The organism is Nocardia sp. NPDC006044 (assembly GCF_042871115.1).
Taxonomy (GTDB): domain Bacteria; phylum Actinomycetota; class Actinomycetes; order Mycobacteriales; family Mycobacteriaceae; genus Nocardia.
In genome coordinates, this window is the sequence record NZ_JBIAID010000003.1 from 1311999 (window position 1) to 1337629 (window position 25631).

At 69.5% G+C, this 25631-nt stretch carries 20 protein-coding genes; 5 read left to right on the forward strand and 15 right to left on the reverse strand.

Translation table 11 applies throughout. From position 1 onward, the window contains the following. The 7 genes from ACFYO1_RS30635 to ACFYO1_RS30665 form a co-directional block, all read right to left on the reverse strand. Entirely contained in the window at positions 1-714 is a 714-nt protein-coding gene (locus ACFYO1_RS30635) for a DUF6875 domain-containing protein (protein ID WP_387238233.1), read from the reverse strand. Then, positions 711-5012, reverse strand: a complete 4302-nt coding sequence (locus tag ACFYO1_RS30640; protein WP_387238236.1) for an amino acid adenylation domain-containing protein — start codon at positions 5010-5012, stop codon at positions 711-713. The genes ACFYO1_RS30635 and ACFYO1_RS30640 overlap by 4 nt, the downstream gene beginning before the upstream one ends. Before the next feature lie 406 nt (positions 5013-5418). Beyond that, on the reverse strand, positions 5419-6180 hold the full coding sequence (locus ACFYO1_RS30645) for a sirohydrochlorin chelatase (RefSeq protein WP_387238239.1): 762 nt from the start codon (positions 6178-6180) through the stop codon (positions 5419-5421). Beyond that, entirely contained in the window at positions 6177-7397 is a 1221-nt protein-coding gene (locus ACFYO1_RS30650; RefSeq protein WP_387238242.1) for a uroporphyrinogen-III synthase, read from the reverse strand. The genes ACFYO1_RS30645 and ACFYO1_RS30650 overlap by 4 nt, the downstream gene beginning before the upstream one ends. Positions 7398-7402: 5 nt before the next feature. Beyond that, the gene (gene nirD, locus ACFYO1_RS30655) at positions 7403-7804 is read right to left on the reverse strand and encodes a nitrite reductase small subunit NirD (RefSeq protein WP_387238245.1); all 402 of its coding nucleotides are present in this window, start codon (positions 7802-7804) and stop codon (positions 7403-7405) included. 64 nt (positions 7805-7868) lie between these two features. After that, complete coding sequence (gene nirB, locus ACFYO1_RS30660) at positions 7869-10433, reverse strand: nitrite reductase large subunit NirB (protein ID WP_387238248.1); 2565 nt, start codon at positions 10431-10433, stop codon at positions 7869-7871. Positions 10434-10639: 206 nt separating this feature from the next. After that, positions 10640-11896, reverse strand: coding sequence for a CynX/NimT family MFS transporter (locus tag ACFYO1_RS30665; RefSeq protein WP_387238252.1), 1257 nt, complete (start codon positions 11894-11896; stop codon positions 10640-10642). Positions 11897-11961: 65 nt separating this feature from the next. Between ACFYO1_RS30665 and ACFYO1_RS30670 the strand changes: the two genes are divergently transcribed. Then, positions 11962-12633: a FadR/GntR family transcriptional regulator gene (locus tag ACFYO1_RS30670; RefSeq protein WP_150402492.1), complete on the forward strand. Its 672-nt coding sequence runs from the start codon at positions 11962-11964 to the stop codon at positions 12631-12633. Between the two features lie 209 nt (positions 12634-12842). Next, entirely contained in the window at positions 12843-14351 is a 1509-nt protein-coding gene (locus ACFYO1_RS30675; RefSeq protein ID WP_387238256.1) for an MFS transporter, read from the forward strand. A gap of 79 nt (positions 14352-14430) precedes the next feature. On the opposite strand, the gene ACFYO1_RS30680 is transcribed toward ACFYO1_RS30675, so the two are convergent. The 3 genes from ACFYO1_RS30680 to ACFYO1_RS30690 all read right to left on the reverse strand — a co-directional run bounded on the left by ACFYO1_RS30680 (position 14431) and on the right by ACFYO1_RS30690 (position 17801). Further along, entirely contained in the window at positions 14431-15285 is an 855-nt protein-coding gene (locus tag ACFYO1_RS30680) for a TIGR02569 family protein (protein ID WP_387238259.1), read from the reverse strand. A 167-nt stretch (positions 15286-15452) separates the two neighbouring features. Next, positions 15453-16619, reverse strand: coding sequence for an adenylyltransferase/sulfurtransferase MoeZ (moeZ, locus tag ACFYO1_RS30685; RefSeq protein WP_387238700.1), 1167 nt, complete (start codon positions 16617-16619; stop codon positions 15453-15455). A 189-nt stretch (positions 16620-16808) separates the two neighbouring features. Then, positions 16809-17801, reverse strand: a complete 993-nt coding sequence (locus ACFYO1_RS30690; RefSeq protein ID WP_387238703.1) for a DUF3152 domain-containing protein — start codon at positions 17799-17801, stop codon at positions 16809-16811. 372 nt (positions 17802-18173) lie between these two features. Here ACFYO1_RS30690 and ACFYO1_RS30695 point away from each other — a divergent pair, with 372 nt between their 5' ends. Then, positions 18174-18830 carry a TetR/AcrR family transcriptional regulator gene (locus ACFYO1_RS30695; RefSeq protein WP_150402487.1) on the forward strand — a complete coding sequence of 219 codons (657 nt, stop codon included), beginning with the start codon at positions 18174-18176 and terminating at the stop codon, positions 18828-18830. A 69-nt stretch (positions 18831-18899) separates the two neighbouring features. Here ACFYO1_RS30695 and ACFYO1_RS30700 read toward each other — a convergent pair whose 3' ends face one another. Together ACFYO1_RS30700 and ACFYO1_RS30705 are read right to left on the reverse strand one after the other, a co-directional pair. Beyond that, positions 18900-19127 carry a DUF3107 domain-containing protein gene (locus tag ACFYO1_RS30700; protein ID WP_040738278.1) on the reverse strand — a complete coding sequence of 76 codons (228 nt, stop codon included), beginning with the start codon at positions 19125-19127 and terminating at the stop codon, positions 18900-18902. A gap of 154 nt (positions 19128-19281) precedes the next feature. Beyond that, entirely contained in the window at positions 19282-19833 is a 552-nt protein-coding gene (locus tag ACFYO1_RS30705; RefSeq protein ID WP_387238263.1) for a YceI family protein, read from the reverse strand. Positions 19834-19935: 102 nt separating this feature from the next. On the opposite strand from ACFYO1_RS30705, the gene ACFYO1_RS30710 reads away from it, so the two are divergent. Beyond that, positions 19936-20772, forward strand: coding sequence for a helix-turn-helix transcriptional regulator (locus ACFYO1_RS30710; RefSeq protein ID WP_387238266.1), 837 nt, complete (start codon positions 19936-19938; stop codon positions 20770-20772). Positions 20773-20775: 3 nt separating this feature from the next. Here ACFYO1_RS30710 and ACFYO1_RS30715 read toward each other — a convergent pair whose 3' ends face one another. Genes ACFYO1_RS30715 through ACFYO1_RS30725 form a run of 3 tightly spaced genes read right to left on the reverse strand, consistent with a single transcriptional unit; the run spans position 20776 to position 23506 of the window. Then, on the reverse strand, positions 20776-21465 hold the full coding sequence (locus ACFYO1_RS30715) for a ferritin-like fold-containing protein (RefSeq protein WP_387238269.1): 690 nt from the start codon (positions 21463-21465) through the stop codon (positions 20776-20778). Between the two features lie 59 nt (positions 21466-21524). Next, positions 21525-22592, reverse strand: coding sequence for an alpha/beta fold hydrolase (locus ACFYO1_RS30720; protein WP_387238272.1), 1068 nt, complete (start codon positions 22590-22592; stop codon positions 21525-21527). 56 nt (positions 22593-22648) lie between these two features. Further along, a complete protein-coding gene (locus ACFYO1_RS30725) occupies positions 22649-23506 on the reverse strand; it encodes a hypothetical protein (RefSeq protein ID WP_387238275.1) in 858 nt (285 codons plus the stop codon). Between the two features lie 436 nt (positions 23507-23942). Between ACFYO1_RS30725 and ACFYO1_RS30730 the strand changes: the two genes are divergently transcribed. Further along, positions 23943-25625: a DEAD/DEAH box helicase gene (locus ACFYO1_RS30730; RefSeq protein WP_387238707.1), complete on the forward strand. Its 1683-nt coding sequence runs from the start codon at positions 23943-23945 to the stop codon at positions 25623-25625. Positions 25626-25631 lie beyond the last annotated feature (6 nt).

Below are 25631 nucleotides of genomic sequence, written 5' to 3' on the forward strand. Positions count from 1 at the left end.
TCAGCGGGCGTGTTCGCCTAACGAATGAACGCGCAGGTCGGTGATGGCATCGTCGGTGACGTCGGTCATGCGCAGTCGCTCAGCTATCGACCAGCGCAGACGGCGCGGAAGGTCGGGCGCGACCTGCGTCAGGTACGCGTACAGCCATTCGGTGCGCCCGATCAGGAACGGGAAGTCGGTATTCATCATCTTCCGGATCACCAGCATCGGCAGCGGGGCGTCGAGCGGCCGGAAGTCCTTGTTCCACAGGCCGGATACGCCGCAGCCGGGATAGAACTGGCCGAGCATCAGACCCTCTTCCACCACCGCGGTCTTACGGGCCAGGTGCACGGCGTCGATCAGTTCGTAGCAGGTCAGGCCGGGAAAGACGGTGATGGAGGCCAGCATTCGGGCGTCGGCGTCGGTGCGCAGGCCGCGGTAGATCTCGAAGGCGTCGTCCAGCGCGGCGGTCATGGACTCGACGGTCAGGTCGTCGCCGCCCGGCACCACGGACACCCACAGGCTGTGGTGGGTGATCGTATGGCGGACGAAGGGACACACCGGCCCGTCGCGGCCCAACTGCGGATGTGGGTGGACCAGGTAGTCGCCGACGTAACGAATCAGGTTGGCGGCGAGCGGATTCTGCCGCGACCACGCCCCAGGATCGTCGTAGACGTTGCACCACTCGAATCCGGTGCGGGTACCGACGTGCCCGCGGGCAGCCGAGGAGGTCACGGTGCGGTCCGGGCCGGGACTGCGATGAGCTCGAGGTGCCTGGCCAGCAGCGGGCCGATCACGGCGACGACGGCCGGGTTGGTCAGCTGGGCGTGCGTGGCGGCGACCCGGTGCTCGATGAGGTCGCCGGTGACGAAGGGACGCCACAGGTCCGCGCCGAAGAGCTCGGTCATGCCGCGGGTGGCCGAAAAGTACAGCAGGTCACCGTCGAAGACGCCGGGGCGGTAGTTGTGCGAGAGGGCGACACCGTCGACGTAGCCGCGATGCAGGCGTTCGAGTTGAGCCGCCGCGAGTCCGGTGCCGAATGACGCACCCGCGCGGGCCAATTCGGCGGCGGCCTCGGCGGCGGTCAGCTCGGGCCGGGTGTCGGCGTCGACCGGTTCGTCACCGAGCAAGTGGGTCAACAGGTCTCGCATGCGCGGCACCGGCGGCGGGTCGGCCCCGTCGGGGAAGACGATGCTGTCCAGCATGGCCAGCGCGGCGACCGAGGCGCCGCGGGCGCGCAGCCGGACCGCGATCGCGTGCGCGATCTGACCGCCGAGGGACCAGCCGAGCAGGTGGTACGGGCCGTCGGGTTGGACGCGAGTCATCGCCGCCACGTAGCTGTCCGCGAGGTCGTCGATCGTGCTGATCGCGCCGGCCGGACCGGTGAGGCCCGGCGCTTGCAGGCCGTACACCGGGCGGTCGGTGATGTACTGGGCCAGACCGGCATAGCACCAGGACAGCGGTACGGCCGAGTGGACGCAGAACAGGGGTGGGCGAGATCCGTTGCGGCGCAGGGTGAGCAGGACGCCGAGGGCGTCGTCGTCGGCGCCGTCCGCGCCCGCGTAGCCGGCGAGGCGATCGGCCAGTGCCGCGACCGTAGGCGTCGTGTAGAGCCAGCGCACCGTCACCGGAAGGTCCGTCGCGGCGGCCAGCTCGGCCGAGACCGATACGCCCAGTAGGGAATTCCCGCCCAGCTCGAAGAAGTCGTCGTCCAGGCCGACGCGCGATTGTCCGGTGGCCGCGCCGATGTGCTGGGCGACCAGCCGCTGTAACGCGGTCTCGGGAGCGCGATAGGGCCGCGGCGTGAGCACCGGAGCGGGCAGGGCGGCGCGATCGAGCTTGCCGTTGCCGGACACCGGTAGTCGCTCGAGTTCGATCAGGGCCGACGGGACCAGCGACGCGGGCAGCGTGTCCCGCAGCCTGTGCATCGTGGCGGTGGCATCGAACCGAATCCCCGGTGCCGCCACCACATAACCGACCAGGCGGGCCTCCGGCTGCCCGGCATCGGCGACGGTGACCACCGCGTGCGCGATCCCCGGCTCCGCGAGCAGGGCCGACTCGACCTCCGCCGGTTCGATGCGCCGTCCGCGCACTTCGACCTGCCCGTCGGACCGGCCGAGGAATTCGAACGCGCCGTCCGGGCCCGCGCTGACCAGATCACCGGTGCGATAGAGCCGTTGCCCGATGCCGAACGGATCGGCGATGAACCGGACGGCGGTGCCCGCCGGGTTACGAAGGTAGCCGTCCGCGACACCGACGCCGCCCAGGTACAGCTCTCCCCGCGCACCGGGCGGAACCTGCACGAGCCGCGAATCGAACACCACCGCAAGCACTCCCGGCAGTGCCGCGCCGATCGTGACCGGCTCCTCGGGTGCCATCGCCGCGGTTTGGGTTGCCATGACGGTGGTTTCGGTCGGCCCGTAGCCGTTGAACAGGCGGACGTGCGGCGCCCATGCGCGCACCAGTTCCGCCGGGCAGGCCTCACCGCCCACCACGACGGCGCGCAGGCTGGGCAGCTCGGTGGGTTGCAGAGTGGCGAGAACGGCCGGGGTGGTGAGGAAGTGCGTGCCGCCGGTGTCGGCGATCAGCCGGGACAGCGCGGCCCCCGCGACCGCCGACGCCGGCTCGACCACCAGGCGGGCGCCCGCCGCGAAGCACGCGAGGAGTTCGAGCAGGTGCGCGTCGAAGGACGGGGCATGCGCGTGCAGTACGACCGAATCCCGTTCGACCCCATAATGTTCGGTGATGTAGTCGGTCAGCGAGCCGAGCCCGCGGTGGGTGACCAGCACACCCTTCGGCACCCCGGTGGTGCCCGATGTGTAGATCAGGTACACCGGATGGTCCGGCCGCAACGACCTCGGCCGTTCCGCGTCGCCGATCGGGGTGCTCGCTCGACGATCGGCCTCCGCCAGCGTCCGGGCATCGTCGAGGGTCAGCCAATGAATGCCGCGCCTGGCCGAACCCTTGCGACCGCCGACCGCACCATCGGGCCGCGGAATCGGCCGCTGCGCGCCGTCTCCAGCGGGGATCGGTTCGCTCTCCTGGGCCACGAAGGCCGTGTCACACGGCAGGCCGTCGCGTACCGCGGTGACCGTAAGTCCCTGTCGTGCTCCGGAATCCGCGATCACCCCGGCGATCCGATCGACCGGGTCGTTCGGATCGACCGGCACGAAGCACGCTCCGGACTTGGCGACCGCCCACAGCGCGAGCACCGATTCGAGCGAGCGCGCGATGGCGACCACGACGAACTCGCCGGGCCGGGCGCCGCCGGCCATCAGTTCGCGGGCCCAGCGCGAGGACGCTTCGTCCAGCTCGCGGTAGGTCATGGTGCGAGTGCCGTCCTGCACCGCGACGCCATCCGGAATCAGGCCCGCGCGGAGCAGATCGGGCAGCACCCGGATCGGACCCGCCGGGGCCGCCGCTACCGGAGCCGGTGGGGTGAGGTCCAAAGCCGGTATCGGGCAGTCGGATTCGGCGGCGAGGAAGCGGGCGAAGTAGTCGAGGAACATGCGGTGGTGCCAGGCGAGCAGGTCGGGCCGGTAGCGGGCCGGATTGGCGTGGAAGTCGATGCTGATCGAGCGTTCGTCGGGACCGGCCTGGTAGCCGTTGATCAGGAGGTCCTCGACCGGGCCGAGGGACAGCAGGCGCACCCGGCCGGTCAGTGCGCCGAGACCGAACGGCTCGGTGAAACCGAGGACGTTGACCACCGGCCCGAAGCCCCCGCGGACCACGTGCTGCCGGCCGCGATCGTGCTGCATGTCCTCGTAGCGGTAGCGCTGATGGCGCAGCGCGCCGATCACCCGGGAGCGCACCTGGGCGATGACCGTGCCGACGGTGCCGGTGTCGAAGCCGTTCAGCCGCAATGGCACTACGTTCGACATGGAACCGGCCGAGCGGCGCAGGGCCGCCGTGGGGCGCGCGGTGACCGGCAGGGTGAGCGTGACTTCCCGGCGGCCGGTCATCCGGGCCAGGTAGCAGGCGAAGGCGGTGACGGCCAGTTCCGGGAAGGTCGCGCCGTGGCGGGCGCGGGCGGCGGCTACCAGTTCGGCGGTCGCGGCGTCCAGCGTCGCGGTGACCCGATGCGGTTGGGGGCACGGTGCGGCGGGACGCCCGGCCAGGCCGAGCGGTTCGGGCAAGGTCTCGAGTTGGTCGTGCCAGTAGGCGCGGTCGGCCGCGGCGCGATCCGAATCCCGGTATCGGCGTTCGTCTTCCAGCAGCTCCGGCACGGACAGGGGCCGGATCGCCTTCGATCGGGGCTCGTCCGGCCTCGTCACCGAATCATGCTTTGCCGCAATGGTATTCACGGCCGCGCCGGCCAGGGTCTGGGTCGAACCCGATGTCGCGGTGCCGGAATCGGGGTCCGCCGAGCGCCACAACACCCGCGCGGCCGGACGGCGACGACCGCTGCCGGACTCGCGGGCGACGCGTATGGACGAGGGATCCGAGCCGTCCGGCGTCGACGGGCCGAGCCCTTGTCCCGCAACGATTTCCGCGCGGTACAGCTCACCCGTGCGACGGAGTACCGCCGCGGCCCCCACGCCGTCGACCACGATGTGATGGCTGCGCAGGTACAGCAGATGATGATCCGGCGCTGTCCGGAACACCGTCGCCACGGTGAGATCGTCGGCGAGCGGATCGAGCGGTGCGTTGTAGTCGCGCTCCATCTGCTCCTGCGCCGCGGCGACCGGGTCCGTCCGATCGGTCACATCCACGACCCGCATCGACAGCTCGGCGGTGGCGTCGACATACTGCTGTGGATAGCCGTCGACCAGGCGGAATCGCAGGTTCGGGGATTGGAGTTCACGGGCCGCGCGGCGGGCGCAGCGCGACATCAGGGCGACGTCGAGCGGACCGGACAGATCCAGATACATCGCGACCGTGATCGGCACCGCCGGCTGCAATTGCTGGGCCACCCACCAGCGCAGCTGTGCCGTCGACAGTGGGTACACCGACTGTGCCGAGGCGTCCGTCCGGTCGATCGACACCGGGTCGTCGGCTCCGGTCAACACGCCTCCCTCGGATTCGGAAGCCACCGCTTGATCATCCATCGGCAAACTTACGGCATCCGCACTCGAACGCGCCGTAATTCCAGCACGATCGGCGCGTGCCAGGGCTGCCGGCAACACATACGCGGGAGGCGGAGTCATTCCGCACCGTTCAGCTACGCGCCCCAGACCACTCCGGGCATCTCCCACGCTACCCCGATCGCCGTGAGCTCGGCGGGCCGTCCCGTACCGCACGCCGGCTCAATGCACCGCGCCTTGATCAGCCGCCTTGCAGTGCGCAGGGAACACCGAGCCGCATACACGCACGGACGCATACACGCACGGACGCACGGACGCACGGACGCACGGACGCACGGACGCACGGACGCACGGACGCACGGACGCACGGACGCACGGACGCAACAGAAGACCTTGCTGATCGCCGCCGAACCGGTCAGACGACGCGTGCCCGCACCAGATCCCGCGCGGCGGCGCGATAACGGTCGGCGATCAGCCGGACCACCGCGGGGTGCACACCGATAGGTTCGGCAACCCCATCGGCACCCGCCTCGTGCAGGCGTTGGTGAAACAGACCGTGCGCCAGCAGATACGACGCGACGAAGACCCGTTCGGAACCGGAATCACGCAGTTCCGCAACAACTTCCGGCACCCGAGGCGTACCGGTGGCGATATAGGCCAAACGCACCGGCGCACCGAGCCGCTCGGTGAGCAGGCCGGCGGCTCGGCGAACATCCTGGCGAGCACGGGGATCCGAGGAGCCGGCCGCCGCGAACACGACCGCATCACCCGGACGCCAGCCCGCGGCGCGCAGCCGCATGGTCATGATCCGGGCCAACGCCGGGTCCGGGCCCATCGCCGGAGTCACCGCCACCGCCGGATGCGCGCTCTGCGCCACTTCTCGCGGAACGTCCTGATACACGTGATACCCGGAGGCGAGGAACGCCGGAACCACCACGGCGGGAACGGATTCCCCCGAAGCATCGACCAGATCGCGCAATACCTCGCCGGGCGACGGACCGAGCACATCGACGAACGCGGTCCGCACCGCCGCACCCGCCCCGGGCAGCTCGGCATCGCGCCCCGAAACCGCGACGCCGAGCTCCCTGGCCACCGCCTCGGCCAGCGCGGCGATCATCTGGACCCCACGGTTGCTCCTGGTGCCGTGCGCCACCAGCACTAGCGCGGGGTCGATCATGGCGTCCTCGAGGTCTGCACGTACCGCGTCGGCATGACCGCGCCGGACGCCGCCAACTCCGGTCGCGGGTTGTTGTCGATGCATTCGGCCGCGTCCAGCGCCAGCCGGTAGCCGCGCTTGACCACGGTCTGAATCGCCTTCGGCGCACCGAGCCCGGCGCGCAGCCGGGCGATCGCCGTCTCCACGGCATGCGTGTCGTCACCGCCACCGGGCAACGCGGCCAGGAGGTTCTCCCTGGAGACGACCCGGCCGGGCTGACGCGCCAGCGACCGCATCAACGCCATCGGCGCGGGTGCGAGCTGACGCACCGTACCGTCGACCACGACGCAGCCGCCGCGCACGCTGAGCGTGTGTCCCGCGGCATAGATCCGATTGGCCCGCCGCGGCAGTTCCTCGGCCACATGCCGGGCCAGCGCACCGAGCCGGGCCCGGGCCGGCATCGTCGTCGCCACGCCGAGTTCTTCCAGCGGCGCGGCGGTGATCGGGCCGACGCACGCGGCGAGCACTCGCCCGCGCAACGCGTGCAGCACACCGTCGAGCAGCCCGGTTTCCTTGGCCCGCATCAGCATCGACGCCACGGCGGGCGCGCTGGTGAAGGTCACACAGTCCAGGTTCGACGTCACGATGGCCTCGATCAGCTGGTCCATCGGACCCTGATCCTCCGGCGGCACCCACCGGTACACCGGCACCGGCACGACATCCGCACCGGCACAACGCAATACCTCGCAGAAGTCGGGCACCGGCTCCCACTCGGTGGTGGCGCCGTGCAGCTGCACCGCGATCCGCACGCCCTCCACACCCTCGGCGAGCAGGTGATCGAGCACCTCGGCCGAGGACTCGGACGCGGGCGACCATTCCTCGCGCAATTCGGCAGCGCGGATGGCGCCCTTGGCCTTCGGTCCACGCGCCAGCATCCGGGTGGCGCCCAGTGTCGCGCGCAGGTCCTCCGCGACGCCCCAGCCTTCGGCCGCCTCCATCCAGCCGCGGAAGCCGATCCCGGTGGTGGCCACCGTGATTCGCGGCGGATCGAGGATGAGCTGACGGGTCACCCGCTCCAGCTCGGTGTCGTCGGCCAGCGGGATGATCCGGATGGCCGGGGCGGACACGATGTCGGCGCCCCGCCGTTGCAGCAGCGTGGCGAACTCGTCGGCCCGCCTGGCCGCCGTGAGGCCGATGGTGAAACCGGCAAGGCAGGGGCCTGCGTCGATGGTTGTCATGCGGTTTACCCGTCCGAGGAGGCGAGTCCGGAATTCACCGGCTCGTTGGAGATCGACACGATGCCGTCGGCTACGCGGACCGCGTACACCGGCAGCAGCGCCGATTCGTCGTCCAGGCAGCGCCCGTCGACCAGGGAGAACGCCTGCTTCAGCAGGGGCGAGGCGACGACCGGGGTGCCGCCGCGGTCACCGACGATGCCGCGCGACATGACCGCGGCGCGGCCGATCGGGTCGATATTGCCCACGGCGTAGAGCATGCCGTCGGCCAGCAGGAACAGGGCGGCCTGGCGCCCCCCTCTGAGCAGCACCGCGACGCCGCGGCCGGGAATCAGGTAGTCGAGCCGGCACGCCTGGGTCCAGCCGGTGGCGGTAACTGCGGCGATGCCGGGGGTATCGATCACGGTCATGGGTGTCATCCTCCAAACGCCTTACTCATTGGTACAGGCGCCCTGTTTCTGTGCGGTTAAGCCGTCATTTCCCGTGCGTGGCGGTGCCGGTTCCCGCGCCCACAGGCAGGTCCGGCATCCCGAGCAGGACCGGCACCTTGCGTTCCCCGGTGTCGTCGAACGCGATGGTGGGATCGGTCTCCTCGGGGGCGTTGACGAAGGAGACGAAGCGCGACAGCTTCTCCTCGTCCTCGAGCACGGCGGCCCATTCGTCGCGGTAGCCGGCGACATGCTGGGCCATGGCCGCCTCCAGTTCGGCGGCGATGCCGAGGCTGTCCTCGCAGACGACCTGCCGGAGGTAATCGATGCCGCCTTCGAGGGCCTCCTGCCACGGCGCGGTGCGCTGCAACCGGTCGGCGGTGCGGACATAGAACATCAGGTACCGGTCGATGTATTTGATCAGCGTCTCGTCGTCGAGGTCGCCGGCCAGCAGCACCGCGTGCTTCGGGGTGAGGCCGCCGTTGCCGCCGACGTAGAGGTTCCAGCCGTGTTCGGTGGCGATCACGCCGACGTCCTTGCCCCGCGCCTCGGCGCATTCACGGGCACAGCCGGACACGGCCAGCTTCAGCTTGTGCGGGGAACGCAGTCCGCGGTAACGCTTTTCGAGCAGCACCGCCATGCCGACCGAATCCTGCTGACCGTAGCGGCACCAGGTGGAGCCGACGCAGCTCTTCACCGTGCGCAGCGACTTGCCGTAAGCGTGTCCGGATTCCATGCCGACGTCGACCAGGCGCTGCCAGATCCGCGGCAGCTGTTCCACCCGCGCGCCGAACAGGTCGATCCGCTGGCCGCCGGTGACCTTCACGTAGAGGTCGAATTCCTTGGCGATCTGGCCGATGGTGATGAGCTGGTCGGGGGTGACCTCGCCGCCGGGCATCCGGGGCACCACCGAGTAGGTGCCGTTCTTCTGCAGGTTGGCCAGGAAGTGGTCGTTGGTGTCCTGGAGCGCGGCCTGTTCGCCGTCGAGAATGTGCTCACTCGAGGTCGAGGCGAGGATGGAGGCGACCGTCGGCTTGCAGATATCGCAGCCGGTTCCCTTGCCGTACTTGGTGATCAGGCCGGAGAAGGTGCGGATGCCGGTGACCTGGACGATCTGGAACAGCTCGGCACGGGACTGGCCGAAGTGCTCGCACAGGGCCTTGGACATCTCCACGCCGGACTGTTCCAGCAGCTTCTTGAGCATGGGAACGCAACCGCCGCAGGATGTTCCGGCGGAGGTGCAGCTCTTGAGGCCGGGGACGTCGCACGCTCCCTCGGCGATGGCCCCGCAGATCGCGCCCTTGGAAACGTTGTTGCAGGAACAGATCTGGGCGTCGTCGGGCAGCGCGTCGGCGCCCAGTTCCGCGCCCGCGGGCGAGATCAGCGCGGCGGGCTCGGCCGGCAGCGGACGGCCGACCAGCGGGCGCAGCGCGGCGTAGGCGGTGGCGTCGCCGACCAGGATGCCGCCGAGCAGGATCCGCGCGTCGTCGGAGACAACGAGTTTCGCGTAGGTGCCCTTGGCCGCGTCGTGCAGCACCACCGACAGCGCGCCCTCGGTGACGCCGTGCGCGTCGCCGAAGCTGGCCACGTCGACGCCCATCAGTTTGAGCTTGGTCGACATGTCCGCGCCGGGGAATTCGCCCGCGCCGCCGAGCAATCGGTCGGCGACGATCTCCGCGGTGGTGTAGCCCGGGGCGACCAGGCCGTAGCAGGTGCCCTCGACCGCGGCGCATTCGCCGATGGCCCAGATGCTCGGATCCGAGGTCTGCAGGCCGAGATCGGTGATGACGCCGCCGCGCGGGCCGACCTCGAGTCCGCTGTCGCGGGCGATCTGGTCGCGCGGGCGCACGCCGGCGGAGAAGACCACGAGCGAGGCGTCGATCACCGAGTCGTCGGACAGGCTGACCCGGATGCCGTTGCCGGCCGCGTCGATCGAGGCGGTGCCGACACCGGTGTGCACGACCAGGCCGAGCTCGGTGACCAGGCGTTCCAGGATCGCGCCGCCGCCCTCGTCCACCTGGGCGGGCATCAGCCGCTGGTTGTACTCGACGACGTGCGGGGTGAGACCGAGCAGCCGGAGCGCGTTCGCGGCTTCGAGGCCGAGCAGGCCGCCACCGACAACCACGCCGACCGCTCCCGGCCCGGCGGCCGCCGCGGCCGCCCGGATGCCGTCCAGATCGTCGATGGTGCGGTAGACGAAGCACTCCGGGCGGTCATGCCCCGGAACCGGCGGCACGAACGGGTACGAGCCCGTGGCGAGCACCAGCGCGTCGTAGGCGATGGTGTCGCCGGCCGACGTGGTGACCTTGCGGGCGTCCCGGTCGATCGACTCGGCGCGCTGGCCGAGCCGCAGCTCGACCAGCGCGTCGCCGGCGTACTCGTTGCCGGGCAGCGCCAGCGCGGCGGCGTCCCAGGCGCCCACGTACGCAGACAGGCCGACGCGGTCGTAGGCGGGCAGTCGCTCCTCGCTCAGCACCACCACCTGCCACTGCCCCGCCTCGTCCCGCGACCGCAGCGCCTCCACGAAACGGTGCCCGACCATGCCGTGGCCCACGACCACGGCGGTCTTGCGCGAGGCAGGTGCGACTGGTTGATTCGTCGGGGTGCTCAAGAAGGGCCTCCAATGATCCGGTTGGCCCCACGGTAGGAAACAGGTATTGCCGCCATGCTGCGCGCGATGACCGCAGCGTCAACGGTTGCTCACGGGTCGGCGAATGCCTACGTGAGCACGACGCCGTGTCGCGCGCACGCGGTGAGCTGCGTCACCGGAATGATGGACGCCGCCGCACCGCCGCGCAACTCGAACGGTGAGGTCGGTCAGTTCCAGGTGTCTTCGAGCATGCGCGGCTTGCACGCCTGCCACGCGCCGGCGAGCAGGACCAGGACCGCCACCCCGAGCAGGATGAACGGGGCGAGCCAGCCGTCGGTGGCCGAGTGCAGGACACCGAACAGCAGCGGGCCGACGCAGGCGACCGCGTAGCCGACGCCCTGGGTGAAGCCGGAGAGCGCGGCCGAGCCGCCGGGGGTGTTGGTGCGCAGGTTGATCAGGGTCAGCGCCATCGGGAAGGTGCTGGGGCCGAGGCCGAGCAGCACGACCCAGAGGATGGGCGCGCTCATCGGCGCGACCAGCAGGCCGACGAACGAGGCGACGAAGAAGGCCGCGCAGCCGACTACGACGAGGAACGGATTACGGAATCGGGTGACGACCGTAGGCGCACTCAACGCCGCGACCAGGCCGACCACCGCGAACAGACCCAGCATCGACCCGCCGAAGCCGGCGCTCGCTCCGGCATCGCTGAGGATCTTCGGCAGCCAGGTGAACATCGCGTAGGTGATCAAGGACGTCATGCCGAACATGCCGGCCATGCCCCAGGCCACGGGCGAACGCCAGACCCGGCCGGCCCGCGGCGCGTCGGTGGGCAGCGCGGTGGTGTCGTTGACGTCGCGACCGCGCCGGTCGCGCAGCACGCCGAGCCACGGCAGCACCGCGGCGAAACCGAGCACCGACCACAGGCCGAGGGAGATCCGCCAGCCGTGCGCGTCCGCGATCGGCACCGCGATGAACGCGGGCACCACGGTGCCGAGCTGCACCATCATGATGTAGAGCGAGCTGACAACCGCGAGCCGATCGGCGAAGTAGCGCTTCACCAGCGGCGGGATCACCACGTTGCCGATGCCCATGCCGGCCAGGGCCAGGGCGGAGAAGACGAGGAGTTCGCCGGTGCCGGACAGCAGCACCCGGACGAGCTGACCGAGACCGGCCATCAGCATGGCGACCAGCGCGGTGCGCTCGAGGCCGAGGCGGCGCACGAGCACCGGGGTGAGCAGGCCGGACACCGCGAACATCGCGGTCGGGATCATGCCGAAGACGCCGACGACCGCGGTGCCGTAGCCCACGTCGTCGCCGATCCGTTCGGCCAGCGGGCTGAACGCGGTGACCGCGACGCGGAGGGTGAGCGCGGACATAACGATGGCGGCGAGAACGAGCAGACGACCCTCCGTCAGCGCGCGCCGACGCCGCTCGACCTGCGGTGATTCCTGCTCGGTCGAGGTTTTCTGGAGGGTTGCAGTCACCGAGAAATCATAGGATGACCGGATGATAGGAGGCAACGATTTGTGATGAGCGGTACTCTATGCAAGTGCAACCAGTCCGGCGCACCAGCCTCATAGCCCAGGTCACCGAGCAGCTGCGTGCCGAAATCCGTTCCAGCCGTTGGCCCATCGGCTCCCGCATCCCCACCGAACCGGAGCTGACCGAGCTCACCGGAACCGGTCGAAACACCGTGCGCGAGGCCGTCCAGGCGCTCGTGCACGCGGGGATGCTGGAGCGACGTCAAGGTTCGGGAACCTATGTGATCGCCTCCTCCGATCTCGGCGGCACGCTCGGCAAGTACTTCGCCGACGCCGAAGAACGCGATGTCCTCGAACTACGCCTCGCGCTCGACACCACGGCCGCCGCGCTGGCCGCGCGGCGCCGCGACGACGGCGATATCGCGAACCTACTCCAGCTGCTCAGCGAGCGGGACAAGGCCTACAACGACGACAACCCGACCGCGATCGAGTCCGACGTCGAGTTGCACCGCGCCATCGTGGTGGCCAGCCACAACGCCGTCTACCTCGAGTTCTACGACTCGCTGCTGCCGATCATCGAGCAGGTGATCCGGGCCAGGACGCTGAAATCCGACGATTCCTTCCCCGAGGAACACGCCGAGCTGGTGCACGCCGTGATCGATGGCGATCCCCAGCGCGCCGCCGAGGCGGCCCGCTGCTTCCTCAACACCCTGATCGCCGAATACCCGGACGTGCGCTGATCGTTCGCCCGGCACGGACGCCGGGTGAGCGACTCTCACCAGGCGTCCGTCGCGTATGTGAGTCGGAATTGCCTCGAACGTCACGCGAAGCCACGGTGCCGCAACAACCGGCCCCTACGTTGTGAAACGACCGTAGCTAGGCAACTCGACTCCGCCGGCGGCGCCAGTGCCGCAATGAGGGCCGGTCGAGTGCGAACGAGAGGACGCCGATGACTGCCATCGCAGCCGCAACCGGCACCGAGTCGGACACCGCGACTGACGCTCCATCGGACACCCCGGCCTTCCAGTACCAGGCCCGGGGACGCTGGCTCGAGCAGTGGGAGCCGGACAACCAGAAGTTCTGGGAATCCGGCGGCGCACGGACCGCCAAGAAGAACCTGATCTTCTCGGTGTTCGCCGAGAACCTCGGCTTCAGCATCTGGGTCATCTGGGGCACCGTGGTCACCAGCATGGGCGCCGCGGGTTTCGGCTTCCTGGCCGGCCTCGGCAAGGGCGACCCGACCGCGGTGAGCAACGCGCTGCTGCTGTCGTCGACCCCGACCCTGGTCGGTGCGGCCCTGCGCATTCCGTACACCTTCGCCATCCCGAAGTTCGGCGGGCGGGCGTTCACCGCGTTCAGCGCGGCAATGCTGCTGATCCCGACGCTCGGGCTGGTGTACTTCATCAACCAGCCGGGCACGCCCATGTGGGTGTTCATGATCCTGGCCGCGCTGGCCGGGGTCGGCGGCGGCAACTTCTCCTCGTCGATGTCGAACATCAACTTCTTCTTCCCCGAGGGCAAGAAGGGCGCGGCGCTCGGCATCAACGCGGCCGGCGGCAATCTCGGTGTGGCACAGACCCAATTGGTGCTGCCGCTGCTGATCACGCTCGGCACCCATCTCACGGCCAAGGACGCGGCCGGCTACCGGTTCGGCATCACGCTCTCGGTCCTGGTGTGGGTGCCGTTCATCCTGCTGGCGCTGTTCGGCGCGCTGCGCTACATGGACAGCATCGCGACGGCCAAGTCCGACGGCAAGTCCTACCGGCTGGCGCTGACCAATCAGCACACCTGGGTGATGGCGCTGCTGTACGTCGGCACGTTCGGCTCGTTCATCGGGTTCTCCTTCGCCTTCCCGACGCTGATCAAGGCCAATTTCCCCAGCCTGGCGAGCATCGGCTGGATCAGCACCATCGGTAACCTCGCCTTCCTCGGCGCGTTCGTCGGCTCGTTCAGCCGTCCGTTCGGCGGGTGGGTGTCGGACAAGATCGGCGGGGCGAAGATCACCCTGTGCGTGTTCGGCGGCATGGCCCTCTCGGTGTGCCTGATCATGGCCGCGCTGGAGCTGAAAAACTTTCCGCTGTACCTGATCTCGTTCCTGGTGCTGTTCGTGATGACCGGCATCGGCAACGGCTCGACCTACCGGATGATCCCGACCATCTTCAGCGCGATCTCCAAGAAGTACGCCGCCGAGCACGGCCTGGACCTCAGCGAGTCGACCGCCTCGGCACGGCGGCAAGCCGGCGCGGCGATCGGCGTGATCGGCGCGGTGGGCGCCTCGGGCGGCTGGGTGCTGCAGCAGGCGCTGCGGCTGTCCAACACGCACTATCACACGATGGCACCGGCCTTTTGGGGTTACGCGGTGGCGTTCCTGCTGATGGGCGGGGTGACCTGGTGGTTCTACCTGCGGTCCTCGTTCGCCGTGCAGCGGGTGCCGTCGCTGGCCTACGCCAAGGTGTAACCGGCACAACATATATCGCCCGTCGGCCGTCGGAAGTCGCTGATCCACAGGACTTTCGGCGGCCGATCCGTGGTGCGGGCTAGAGCATGAGGCGGACCATGTCCGCGGTGCGTGCCAGACCGGGGAACGCCTCCGGCGTCGAGCGCGGATGCAGCGCATGCACCGCGAGCCGGAACATGACCGCGCGCAACAACATCTGCGGCCACTCCGGCAGATCCCGCCACCGTTCCAGCAGTCCGTCATCGGCGCCGCCCCAGGCCAGCGCGTCCACCACGATCACCCCGGCCGCCCACGGCGCGGGCCGCCAGTACGGCGTGATGTCGGTGAGACCGGGGGTGAACGTCCCGGCGAACAGCACCGTGCCGAAGAGGTCGCCGTGCACCAGCTGGGCGGGCGTCCGCACCGGCTTGCGCAGGGTGGCCAGCTGGCCGATGAGTTCCATGCTGCGCTGTCCGTCGGGTGAATCCGCCGAGGGCAGCGTGCCGCCCGCGCGCAGGCTGCGCAGCGGCACCGCCTCCCAGGCGGCGCGGTCGGCGGCGACGAACACGTCCACGTCGACCCACGGCGCCACCGGCGGCTGCACCAGGAATCGGGGCCGCTCGAGGTGGGTCGTCGCCTGATGCAGGCGCAGCGACACCGAAACCACCTCGTCGTGGCGAGGTTCCGGGATCCCTTCCAGATAGGTGTCGGCCCGCCAGCCGGAGACCACATAGCGGCCGTCGGTCGCGCGCACCGGCCGGGCCAGCCGCAACCCGTCCACCTTCAACGTCTCGCGCACCTTGGCCGACCACGCCGCCCGCGCGTGATCGGCGACCGGACTGAGCACCACGTCCCCGAACCGCCAGCCACCTTCCCAGTCGCCCAAGGTAACCGGCGAAACCTCACGCAGACCGAACGTGGCACGCACGTGCTCGGGAGGTTCCACAGAAGTCACGGCCGTACCGTACCGCCGACAACGCCGCAGTACAGCACGCCGCGCCGAACCGCAACCCCCGCCCACCACGGACCGAAGAGCGCCCCCGCACAGCGGAGGCGACCTTCAGTCCACGCGGACCGAGTGAGCTTCGGTTGGCCCGACAGGTGCGGGGCGCCCCGGGTCGATCAGTAGACCGGGAGGGTGGGATCGATTTGGCGGGCCCAGGCGATGACACCGCCCTGAAGATGGGTGGCGTCGGAGAAACCCGCCCGCTTGAGCGCGGCCAAGGCCTCCGCCGAGCGCACACCGGTCTTGCAGTGCAGCACGATCGGGCGATTCTGCGGCAGCTCGGACAGCGCCTCGCCGGACAGGATGCGATCCTTCGGGATGAGTTTCGCGCCCTCGATGTGCACGATGTCCCACTCCACCGGCTCGCGCACGTCGATCAGCTCGATCTCCTTGCCCGCGTCCAGCAGATCCTTCAGCTCGCGCGCGGTGACGGTCGAGTCGGCCGCGGCGGCCTGCCCCTCCTCGGACACCACCCCGCAGAACGCCTCGTAGTCGATCAGCTCGGTGATCGGCTGACGCTCCGGGTCGCGGCGCAGCTTGATCGTGCGGTAGTTCATGTCCAGTGCGTCGTAGACCATCAGGCGGCCGAGCAGCGGCTCACCGATGCCGGTGATCAGCTTGATCGCCTCGGTCACCATCACCGAACCGATGGACGCGCAGAGCACGCCGAGCACGCCGCCCTCGGCGCAGGAGGGCACCATGCCCGGCGGCGGGGCCTCCGGGTAGAGGTCGCGGTAGTTGAGGCCGCGCCCGTTCGGCGCGTCTTCCCAGAAGACCGAGACCTGGCCCTCGAAGCGGTAGATCGAGCCCCACACGTACGGCTTGTGCGCCAGCACCGCGGCGTCGTTGACCAGGTAGCGGGTGGCGAAGTTGTCGGTGCCGTCGACGATCAGGTCGTACTCGGCGAACAGCTCGACCGCGTTGTCCGGCTCCAGCCGGAGCTTGTGCAGCCGCACATCGATGCCGGAGTTGATCTCCAGGATGGAGTCGCGCGCGCTGTCGGCCTTCGGGCGGCCGATATCGGACTCGCCGTGGATGATCTGGCGCTGCAGGTTGGAGGCGTCCACCTCGTCGAACTCGACGATGCCGAGCGTGCCGACGCCCGCGGCGGCCAGGTACAGCAGCGCCGGAGAGCCGAGCCCGCCCGCGCCGATCACCAGGACCTTGGCGTTCTTCAATCGCTTCTGCCCGTCCACGCCCAGGTCGGGAATGATCAGGTGGCGGCTGTAGCGGGCGACCTCGTCCTTGGTCAGCTCCGCGGCCGGCTCGACCAGCGGCGGCAGGGACTCAGTTGATGACACGTCCAGGACTCCTCGCATCGAATGGGTCGATCTCGTTGTGCAACACCCGAGACCAGACCGTTCTTCCCGAGTTCGATAAGCGGCGTTCGTGGGCCCTACGTGGTGACGCAAGCTGCCTCCTCCGGGCCTGACACGCACGCCGCAGCCTATCGTCGCGCACCCGATGTCACGTCAACCGCGGGGGTACGGCCAGGGGTTGAACCGGCAGCGCTTGCCGTCCATCGGGACCACGCCGTCCGGCTCGAGCGTGGCGATGTCGTTGTTCTTGGTGCCGAAGGTCTGCTGCATCATCACCGGGGCCAGGCCGCCGTCGGTCTCGCACGGCTGGTGCTGGTGGTAGCCGATGGCGTGCCCGACCTCGTGATTGATCTGGTACTGCCGGTAGGAGCCGATGTCGCCCTCGAACGCGATCGCGCCGCGCACCCAGCGGACCTCGGAGAGCACCACCCGGCCGAGATCGGCGTTGTAACAGGAAGAGTCGATGGGGATCTCGAAACCGCAGGCCTTGCGGCTGGATTCGCGCGAGGTGAGCGACACCCGGAAGTCGGTGTCGCCCTGGTCGACTCGGCGGAAACCGAACTTCTGGTCGTGCGTCCAGCTCTTCGGGTTGGCGAGGGTGGACTCGATCAGCTTCGCCACCGACTCGTCGCCGCCGAGCGCCGAGGTGTCCACGCCGTCTTCGACCTCCACGGTGTACTTGAACACCGAGTCGGTGCCCGCGCCCACCTGCGCGGTCGTGCCGGGCACCACATGCCAACTGCCCGTACCCGTTTCGGCGAAGCTGCCGCCCTGCGGGAGTGCGCCGGACGGCAGGTCGGTGGGAAAGTGGCCGTCGCCGGTCGGTCCGCCGATGATGCCGTTGTTCGCCGCGCGCGGACTCAGATGCCCGAGGCCGGGCACACCGCCCACCGTGGTCGCCGGATCGGAGCCGCGAACCGCGTCGACGATCACCAGCACGGTGACCGCGAAGAGCACCGGCAGGGCGTAGGCGCGCCAACCATAGGTGGAGACGAATCGTCCTAGGGCGCTTTGTTTTTTGGCGCTGCGCTCCGGACGGTCCCGGGTTCGGCCCTCGGTCGCGGCGGTGGGATCCCAGCTGGCGCGCAATGGTTGATGCGAACGGTCCCCCGGCCCGTAGAGGCCGAGCGGATCGTAGATCTCCACGCCGTTGCGATCACGTCGCGGCGCGGTCGAATCCGGCTTTGCTTCCTGGCCTGACCTTGCCACGGGTTCCGACCCTACGGAACCGGGCGCGCCGGGGCCAGCACGGCGGCGCGAATCGCGCCCACCGCCGGACGTAACCGGCGGATCGGCATGCCGCTGCCCGGGTCGGTCGGCGCGGAAAGTCACGAACACCAGGTTCTCACAGGGCCGGGGCGGCCCCGTCGGGCACGCCACATCCGGCGTCGGGTGCGACATTTCTCACCGCGTTCCACCAGTTCCCCGGGGCCGGTCTGCGGGCAGCGGGCAACCGAGTATCGTTCTTGGGATACCCGGTGCTTACCCCTTGCCGGGGAATCAACTGGGAGAGCCGAAATGACTGACCTCGTGGACCGGATGGCGTCCCGTAGATCGTCGTCCGAGCCCGCCAAACGCGGCACCCGGCTACCGCGTGACGAGCGTCGTCTGCAGCTACTCGCGGCAGCCAGCGAAGTCTTCGTGCAGCGCGGTTATCACGCGGCCGGCATGGACGAGATCTCGCAGTGCGCCGGCGTGAGCAAGCCGGTGCTGTACCAGCACTTCACCAGCAAGCTGGAGCTGTATCTGGCGGTGCTGCAGAACTACGTGGACATGCTGGTGTCCAGCGTGCGGCAGGCGCTGCGGTCGACCACCGACAACCGGCAGCGCGTGCGCGCGGCCGTGCAGGCGTACTTCGATTTCGTGGACAACGAGATGCAGGGCTTCCGGCTCGTCTTCGAATCCGACCTGACCAGCGAACCGCAGGTGCAGCGCCGGGTCGAGCAGGCCACCGAGGCCTGTGTGGACGCGGTCTTCGACGTGGTGGCCCATGACTCCGGCCTGGACCCGTACCGGGCCCGGATCCTCGCGGTCGGCCTGGTCGGCGCGAGCCAATTCACCGCGCGCTACTGGCTGGAGGCCGACCGGCCCATCCCGAAGGAAGAGGCGATCGATACGACCGTCTCCCTCGCCTGGGGCGGTCTGTCCCGCGTGCCGCTGCACCCGATCGACTGAGTTCGAACAAGAGCGAGCCCCTGCATCCCACGGTTGCAGGGGCTCGTTGCTGTCGGCCGTGGCCGAAAATCACACGGTGGCGAAGCCGACCCGGCCGCTGGTCACGGTGCCGATCTCGACGTAGGCGACCTTCGAGGCCTGGATCAGGAACTTGCGACCCTTGTCGTCGGTCAAGGACACGACGCCGCCGCTGCCGTTCAGCGCACCGGACACCAGCGCCTCGACCTCTTCCGGGGTCTGCGAGCTGTTGATCAAAAGCTCGCGCGGGCTATCCGAAATACCGATCTTGACCTCCACGGCCAACCTCCGAACGTAAGAGTCCTGTGCTGTCGATCCCAGGCTAGTGCAGCGCAACACCGTCCAGTCAGACGCCCGCCTGCGCCCTCAGCGAACAGGCAGACATGACGGCGCCCCGCACACCGTTGTGCGGGGCCGCGGGCCGTGGTGGGTCTTACTTGGGCTCGACGAGCTGGATTTCCAGTTCGATGTTGACCTTGTCGCTCAGCATGCCGGGCAGCGGGCCGCCGACGCCGAAGTCGGTGCGCTTGATCGTGCCGGTGGCGGAGAATCCCGCGTGCCGGTCGCCGGTCGCGCCGAACTCCTGCACGCCACCCCACTCGACGTCCAGCGTGACCGGCTTGGTGATGCCGCCGATCGTGGCCTCGCCCTCGACCTCGAAGCTCTCCGCGATCTGCACCGGCTCGGTGGCGCGGAAGGTCAGCGTCGGACGGTTCGCGGCGTCGAGGAAGTCGGCGGTGCGGATGTGCGCGTCCCGGTCGGGGTTGCCGGTGTCGAACGACTCGAGGTGGATGGTCGCGCCGAGGGTGGCGGCGCCGGACTCGTCGACCACGAATTCGGTCTCGAACTTGGTGAATCCGCCACGCACCTTGGAGATGCCGAGGTGGCGAATGGTGAAGGCCACCGACGAATGCGCGGTGTCCAGGGTCCAGGCGCCGGGCTTGAGCGTCTGGGCGGTCGTGGTGGACTCAGAGGAAGTTGTCATGTCGTCCACCTTTGCCGGACCACGGTCCGTTAACCAGACCGCCGTTATCCTGGACCTGACAGGGCGAGGCTAAGCCTCCTAGGACACGGCACGATGGATCCCATGGCTCGGAACGGTTTCGCGGAATTCCTCATCGCAAGGCGCGCTGAATTGCGCCCCGGTGACGTCGGCATGCCCGAAGGCAGGCGGCGCCGGACCCCAGGATTACGCCGCGAAGAGGTCGCCGTCCGCGCGGGGGTGAGCGCGGACTATCTGGCCCGGCTCGAACAGGGCCGGGACAACAATCCCTCGGTGGCGGTGATCGACGCCCTGGCCGACGCGCTGCTGCTGCGCGGCAACGAGCGCCACCATTTCAGCATGCTGGCGCTGGCCTCCGGCAACGAATCACAGTGCCCCGGCAGCGAATCCGCCGAGGAGAAGATCGCCGACACGATCGAGTCGATCCTGCGCGCGTTGCAGCCCACCCCCGCCTTCGTGGTCGGCCGCCGGCTCAACGTCCTCGGCTGGAACGCGGCCTGGGCGGACTTCGTCGCACCGCTCGGCCTGCTCGACACCGAGGGCCAGCCGAACCTGGCCTGGTACACGTTCCACGATCCGGCGGCGCGCGAGGCGCTGCGGAACTGGTCCGAGGCGGCGGACATGTTCACCGCCGCGCTGTCGCGCGCCAAGCTGCGCTGGCCGGGCGACAGCTCACTGCTGGAAACGATCGAGGCGCTGCGCCGCCACCCGGATTTCGCGGCCCGCTGGAAACCGCACCATGTCGGGGCGCGCGTATCCGGGATGCTGCACATCGACCATCCGCTGCACGGCTCGGTGCGGGTTCCGTTCGAGACGCTCGAGGCCGATCGCGATCAGAGCATCATCGTGTGGCTCACCGACCAGGCCCCGGCGCAGACCCACGGCCTGCGACTGGTCCGGCCGACGGCCGTCAACGAGTGAGTCTCAGATTCCGAGCTTCGCCATCCGCTCGGCGTGGCTGGCCTGCATGCGCTCGAACAGCGCGGCGATGCCGTTGAGGTCGCCCGCGGCGCCGAGCACCAGCTCGGTCAGCTCGTCGCGCTGCGCCATGACGTACTGGGCCTGGGTGATGGCCTCGCCGAGCAGGCGCCGGCCCCACAGGGTGAGCCGATCGCGTTCGGAGCGGCTGGTCGCGACCGCGCGCCGCACCTCCTCGACGACGAACTCGGAGTGGCTGGTCTCGGCGAGCACGTCGCGGACCACCTCGGCGACCTCGGGCGGCAGCGCGCCGGCGATCTCGTTGTAGAAGTCCGCGGCGATGCCGTCGCCGACGTAGAACTTCACCATCGACTCGAGCCAGGTCGAGGGGTCGGTGGACGCGTGGTAGGCGTCCAGCGCGCGCACGAACGGGGCCATCGCGTCGAAGATGTCCACGCCGCGCTCGGCCAGCGCCGCCTCCAGCGCGTTGAAGTGGCCCATCTCGGCCGAGGCCATCTTGGCCACCGCAACCTTGCCGCGCAGCGAGGGCGACAGCTTGGCTTCCTCGGCCAGCCGGTAGAACGCGGAGATCTCACCGTAGGCGAGCACCGCGAACAGATCTATGACGCCGGGATGGTCGGCGGAGACGGAATCGGTCGACGAAACACCCAGCGCGGCAGGTGACTGTGCTCCCATGGCCCCAGCCTAGTACTCGAAAACCGGCGCGCCGCCGAGGAGCGGAAGTTGTCCGGAATTCAGGCGTGCTCCGCGAGGAACTTGTCCAGATACGACCATGTCGTATCCCGGGCGTCCGGCCCGGTGAGGATGCCGAGGTGGCTGCCGGGGGCGGTTTCGTAGCGGACCGAGGCGGCACCGGTGAGCGTCCGGGTGCCCGCCTCGACGGCGGCGGCCGCGGTGATCACGTCGGTGGGACCGCCGACCAGCAGCACGGGCGCGCTCACCTGAGCCAGCTCGACGCGCCGCCGGCCGAGGTGCACGACGCCACGGCCGATGTCGTTGTTCAGGATCAGCCGGCCCCACAGCTGGTTGTAGAAGCGGCCGGGGTAGCCGGGCATCTCGGCCATGAAGCGGTCGATGGTTTCCATCCGGGCCAGCGTCTCGGTGCGCGCGATATTGCTCGCGACGAACCACGGACGGGTCAGCTCGCGATCCCAGGAGGTGACCCGGTACGCGAATCTGGTCAGCGGCGCGGGCACGCCGCCCGCGGCACGGATGAGGGTCGAGGTGCCGATCCCGCCGGTCAGCTTGGCGACCGAGCGCAGCTGCGGGATGCCGGTCATCTTGTCGTAGTCCAGCGGGGCGCCGACCGCGGTGATGGAGCGGATCGGCAGCTCGGCATGCGCGGCCGCGGTGAGCAGGGCGAGCGTGCCGCCGATCGACCAGCCGACCAGATCGACCGGCTTGCCGTCCCGGTCGGCCGAGGTGCGCAGCACCGCCTCGGGCAGGATCTCGTCGATCCAGTCCTCGAAACCCATCCGCCGGTCGCCGAAGGCGATCTCGCCGTAGTCGACCACGTACGGCGAACGACCGGTCTCCAGCAGGAAGCCGGCCAGGCTCTGATCGGGTCGCAGATCGAAGCAACTGGCGGGCGCGGCCAGCGGCGGCACCAGCAGCACCGCGGAATCCGTTGCGGCCGAGGCCGTTGCGGTGACACCGGCGCGCTGCTCGAAGCGACGCAGCTGCCGGTGCGGTTCGTCCCACAGCACCGTCGACGGGGTGGGGTCAGGTGCCTCGACGCCCGGACCGAAGGTCAACGCCCACGCGTTGCGGGCGGCGGTCGTGACGGTGTCCGCGATATTCACCCCGAGAATGTCTCACATCTCGGTACCGGCGGTAACAGGCAAGTCCGATTTCGCGGCTAGCGCTTGCCCATCGCGAGCGGATTCGCCCGCGGCACGATAGCGGCGTGTACCCGGTCGGCCAGCGGCGCGAGCGAAGTACGCAGCTCGGTGACGGAGTCGGCGGACAGCACCGCCAGCGCGCCGTTCCAGGCCGCGTCGTCCGTGCTCGCCTCGACCCGGCCGAGCAACTCGGCGCCGCTGCCGGTCAAGGCCGGGCTGACCGGCTCCCCCTCGACCACTCCCCTGGCCCGCAGTTCGTCGAACGCGTCCGCCCACTCGCGTTCGGCGACCCCGCGCGCCGCGCGCAGCACCGATTCCGACGCCTTGCCCGCCGCCGCCTGCATGACCATCGCCTGCCGCCCGGTCAGGCCGTGCGCCACCAGGGCCGCCACGTGCCCGTCACCGCGATGCTCGCGCAACGCGGTGGTCAGCTGCCACAGGGCGCCCACCGGGTCCGCGGCCAGCGGCAGCGCCGCGTTCGCCGCGAACAGCGGCCTACCGGTCGGATCCGCCTGTTCCAGCACCGGCGCGAGCAACGAGACCGCGCGGGCGCATTCCGCCTCACCGGCCCCGAACCCGCGTAGTAGTGCCGTGGATAGGTCCAGCCGGACCTCGAGACACTGCTCCGGCGTGGCCCGCGACCAGGCCCCGGGCAGCGCCTTGCGCACCATTTCCGGATGAAATCCGGCGAAGACCGCCTCCACTGTGGCGGGGGTCACCGCGCCGAGCGGCGCGGCCCGAAATGCGAAGTAAGTTTGCCAGTAACCGCGCAGTCCGATCGCGACTCCTGCCTCCTTGACACCGGCCCCGAAATAGACCACGTCGTGTAGTGGTTCGAGAGTCGTCCAGATTTGCCGCGCGGGATGAATTGCCATGTCGCGCAGCGTACGTCGGGGAACGGCGGCACGAGGGCGGAGTTCGATTTCCGAATATGCGCCGACGGCAATTCGAGCCGCGCACAATATCACGCTACAATCGCACCGGACAACGAAAAGATTCACTCGCTCGAGTTGCCGGATCTGTGCGTGCACCGCCCCGCGGTACCGGCCGATCGGCATAACGGGCAGAGGTTTCGTCGTCCAGGAAAATGTGCGCGCACCAGCTCCGCATCACCAGTGCGCCGCGCCGATGTCTCCCGAGGTAGCCGCCCAGTCGCAGCACCCGAAGACATCTCGAGCGTGGCCGGGTGAGTATCACAGGCGGAGACGTGGTCGTCGCGGGCCGGCCGGTCCGCCCCACCTCGTGCGCGCGGGACGCGATTACGAGGAAGGCACGAACCTGAGCAAGATCACTGTCGAACAGGAACCCGGGGTGGCGGAGACGCTGTTGACCGCCGAACTGGACGCAACACATACCGCACCCACATTTGCCGAATTGGGCGTACGCGACGAAATCGTCCGCGCGCTCGACGAGATCGGCATCGAACGTACTTTCGCCATTCAGGAACTCACCCTGCCGTTGGCGCTCGCCGGTGAAGATCTCATCGGACAGGCCCGCACCGGCATGGGTAAGACCTTCGGTTTCGGCGTGCCGCTGCTGCACCGCATCGCCACCGCCGACACCGGCACCACGCCGCTGGACGGCACCCCGCGGGCCCTGGTCATCGTGCCGACCCGCGAGCTGTGCATCCAGGTGACCTCCGACCTGGAGAACGCGAGCAAGTACCTGACCAACCACCAGGGCCCGCTGAAGGTCGCCTCGATCTACGGTGGCCGCCCCTACGAGTCGCAGATCGCCGCGCTGCGCACCGGCGTCGACGTGGTCGTCGGCACCCCGGGCCGGCTGCTGGACCTCGCGAACCAGAACCACCTGATCCTCGGCAAGGTCGGCGTGCTGGTGCTGGACGAGGCCGACGAGATGCTCGACCTCGGCTTCCTGCCGGACATCGAGCGCATCCTGACCATGGTTCCGGACAAGCGCCAGACCATGCTGTTCTCGGCGACCATGCCGGGCCCGATCATCACCCTGGCCCGCACGTTCCTGAGCCGCCCGACGCACATCCGGGCCGAGGAAGCGCACGAGACGGCCGTGCACGATCGCACCGCGCAGTTCGTCTACCGGGCGCACGCGCTGGACAAGGCCGAGCTGGTCGCCAAGATCCTGCAGGCCGAGGGCCGCGGCGCGACGATGATCTTCACCCGGACCAAGCGCACCGCGCAGAAGGTGGCCGACGACCTGGCCGAGCGCGGCTTCTCGGTCGGTGCCGTGCACGGTGACCTCGGGCAGATCGCCAGGGAGAAGGCGCTCAACAAGTTCCGCAAGGGCGGCATCGACGTGCTGGTCGCGACCGACGTCGCGGCGCGTGGCATCGACATCGACGACATCACCCACGTGATCAACTACCAGTGCCCCGAGGACGAGAAGACCTACGTCCACCGGATCGGCCGCACCGGCCGGGCCGGACGCACCGGTATCGCGGTGACCCTGATCGACTGGGACGAGCTGGGCCGCTGGGCCGCCATCGACAAGGCGCTCGGCCTCGGCATCGCCGAGCCGGTGGAGACCTACTCGCGCTCGCCGCACCTGTTCGCCGAACTCGGTATCCCCGAGGGCGTCACCGGCACGGTCCGCAAGGCCAAGCCGGAGCGCGACGAGGACGCGGTCGTGGTGGAGCGCCCGGCGCGCGCCCCGCGCAAGCGCAACCGCAAGCGGACCGTGCGCGGTCAGCCGATCGACGAGACCAACGGCAACGCGAGCGAGGGCGCCGAGAATTCGGCGAGCGGCACGCACCCGGCCGAGGACGCGCCGGCCGACGAGAACGGCGAGCAGCCGGCCCGTCGCCGCCGCCGTCGGCGCAAGCCCGCGGGCGACGGCGAGAACGGTACGGACAACGGCGCCGAGGCCACCACCGAGGCCGCGAACGACACCGAGAACGGTGCCGCGGAGTCGGGTGATCAGCCCGCGCGCCGACGGCGCCGGCGGCGTAAGCCCGCCGGTGACAACGCGAACGAAGACAGTGGTAGCGCGGTAGAGCCCGCCACGGCTTCGGTCTGACCCACC

Bases quoted from the DNA above. Each gene is read 5' to 3' on its own strand.
- ACFYO1_RS30645 (WP_387238239.1), bottom strand. From the start codon at position 6,180: ATGATCGACCCCGCGCTAGTGCTGGTGGCGCACGGCACCAGGAGCAAC.
- ACFYO1_RS30650 (WP_387238242.1), bottom strand. From the start codon at position 7,397: ATGACAACCATCGACGCAGGCCCCTGCCTTGCCGGTTTCACCATCGGC.
- nirD (WP_387238245.1), bottom strand. From the start codon at position 7,804: ATGACCGTGATCGATACCCCCGGCATCGCCGCAGTTACCGCCACCGGC.
- ACFYO1_RS30675 (WP_387238256.1), top strand. From the start codon at position 12,843: ATGACTGCCATCGCAGCCGCAACCGGCACCGAGTCGGACACCGCGACT.
- ACFYO1_RS30695 (WP_150402487.1), top strand. From the start codon at position 18,174: ATGACTGACCTCGTGGACCGGATGGCGTCCCGTAGATCGTCGTCCGAG.
- ACFYO1_RS30705 (WP_387238263.1), bottom strand. From the start codon at position 19,833: ATGACAACTTCCTCTGAGTCCACCACGACCGCCCAGACGCTCAAGCCC.
- ACFYO1_RS30710 (WP_387238266.1), top strand. From the start codon at position 19,936: ATGGCTCGGAACGGTTTCGCGGAATTCCTCATCGCAAGGCGCGCTGAA.
- ACFYO1_RS30715 (WP_387238269.1), bottom strand. From the start codon at position 21,465: ATGGGAGCACAGTCACCTGCCGCGCTGGGTGTTTCGTCGACCGATTCC.
- ACFYO1_RS30725 (WP_387238275.1), bottom strand. From the start codon at position 23,506: ATGGCAATTCATCCCGCGCGGCAAATCTGGACGACTCTCGAACCACTA.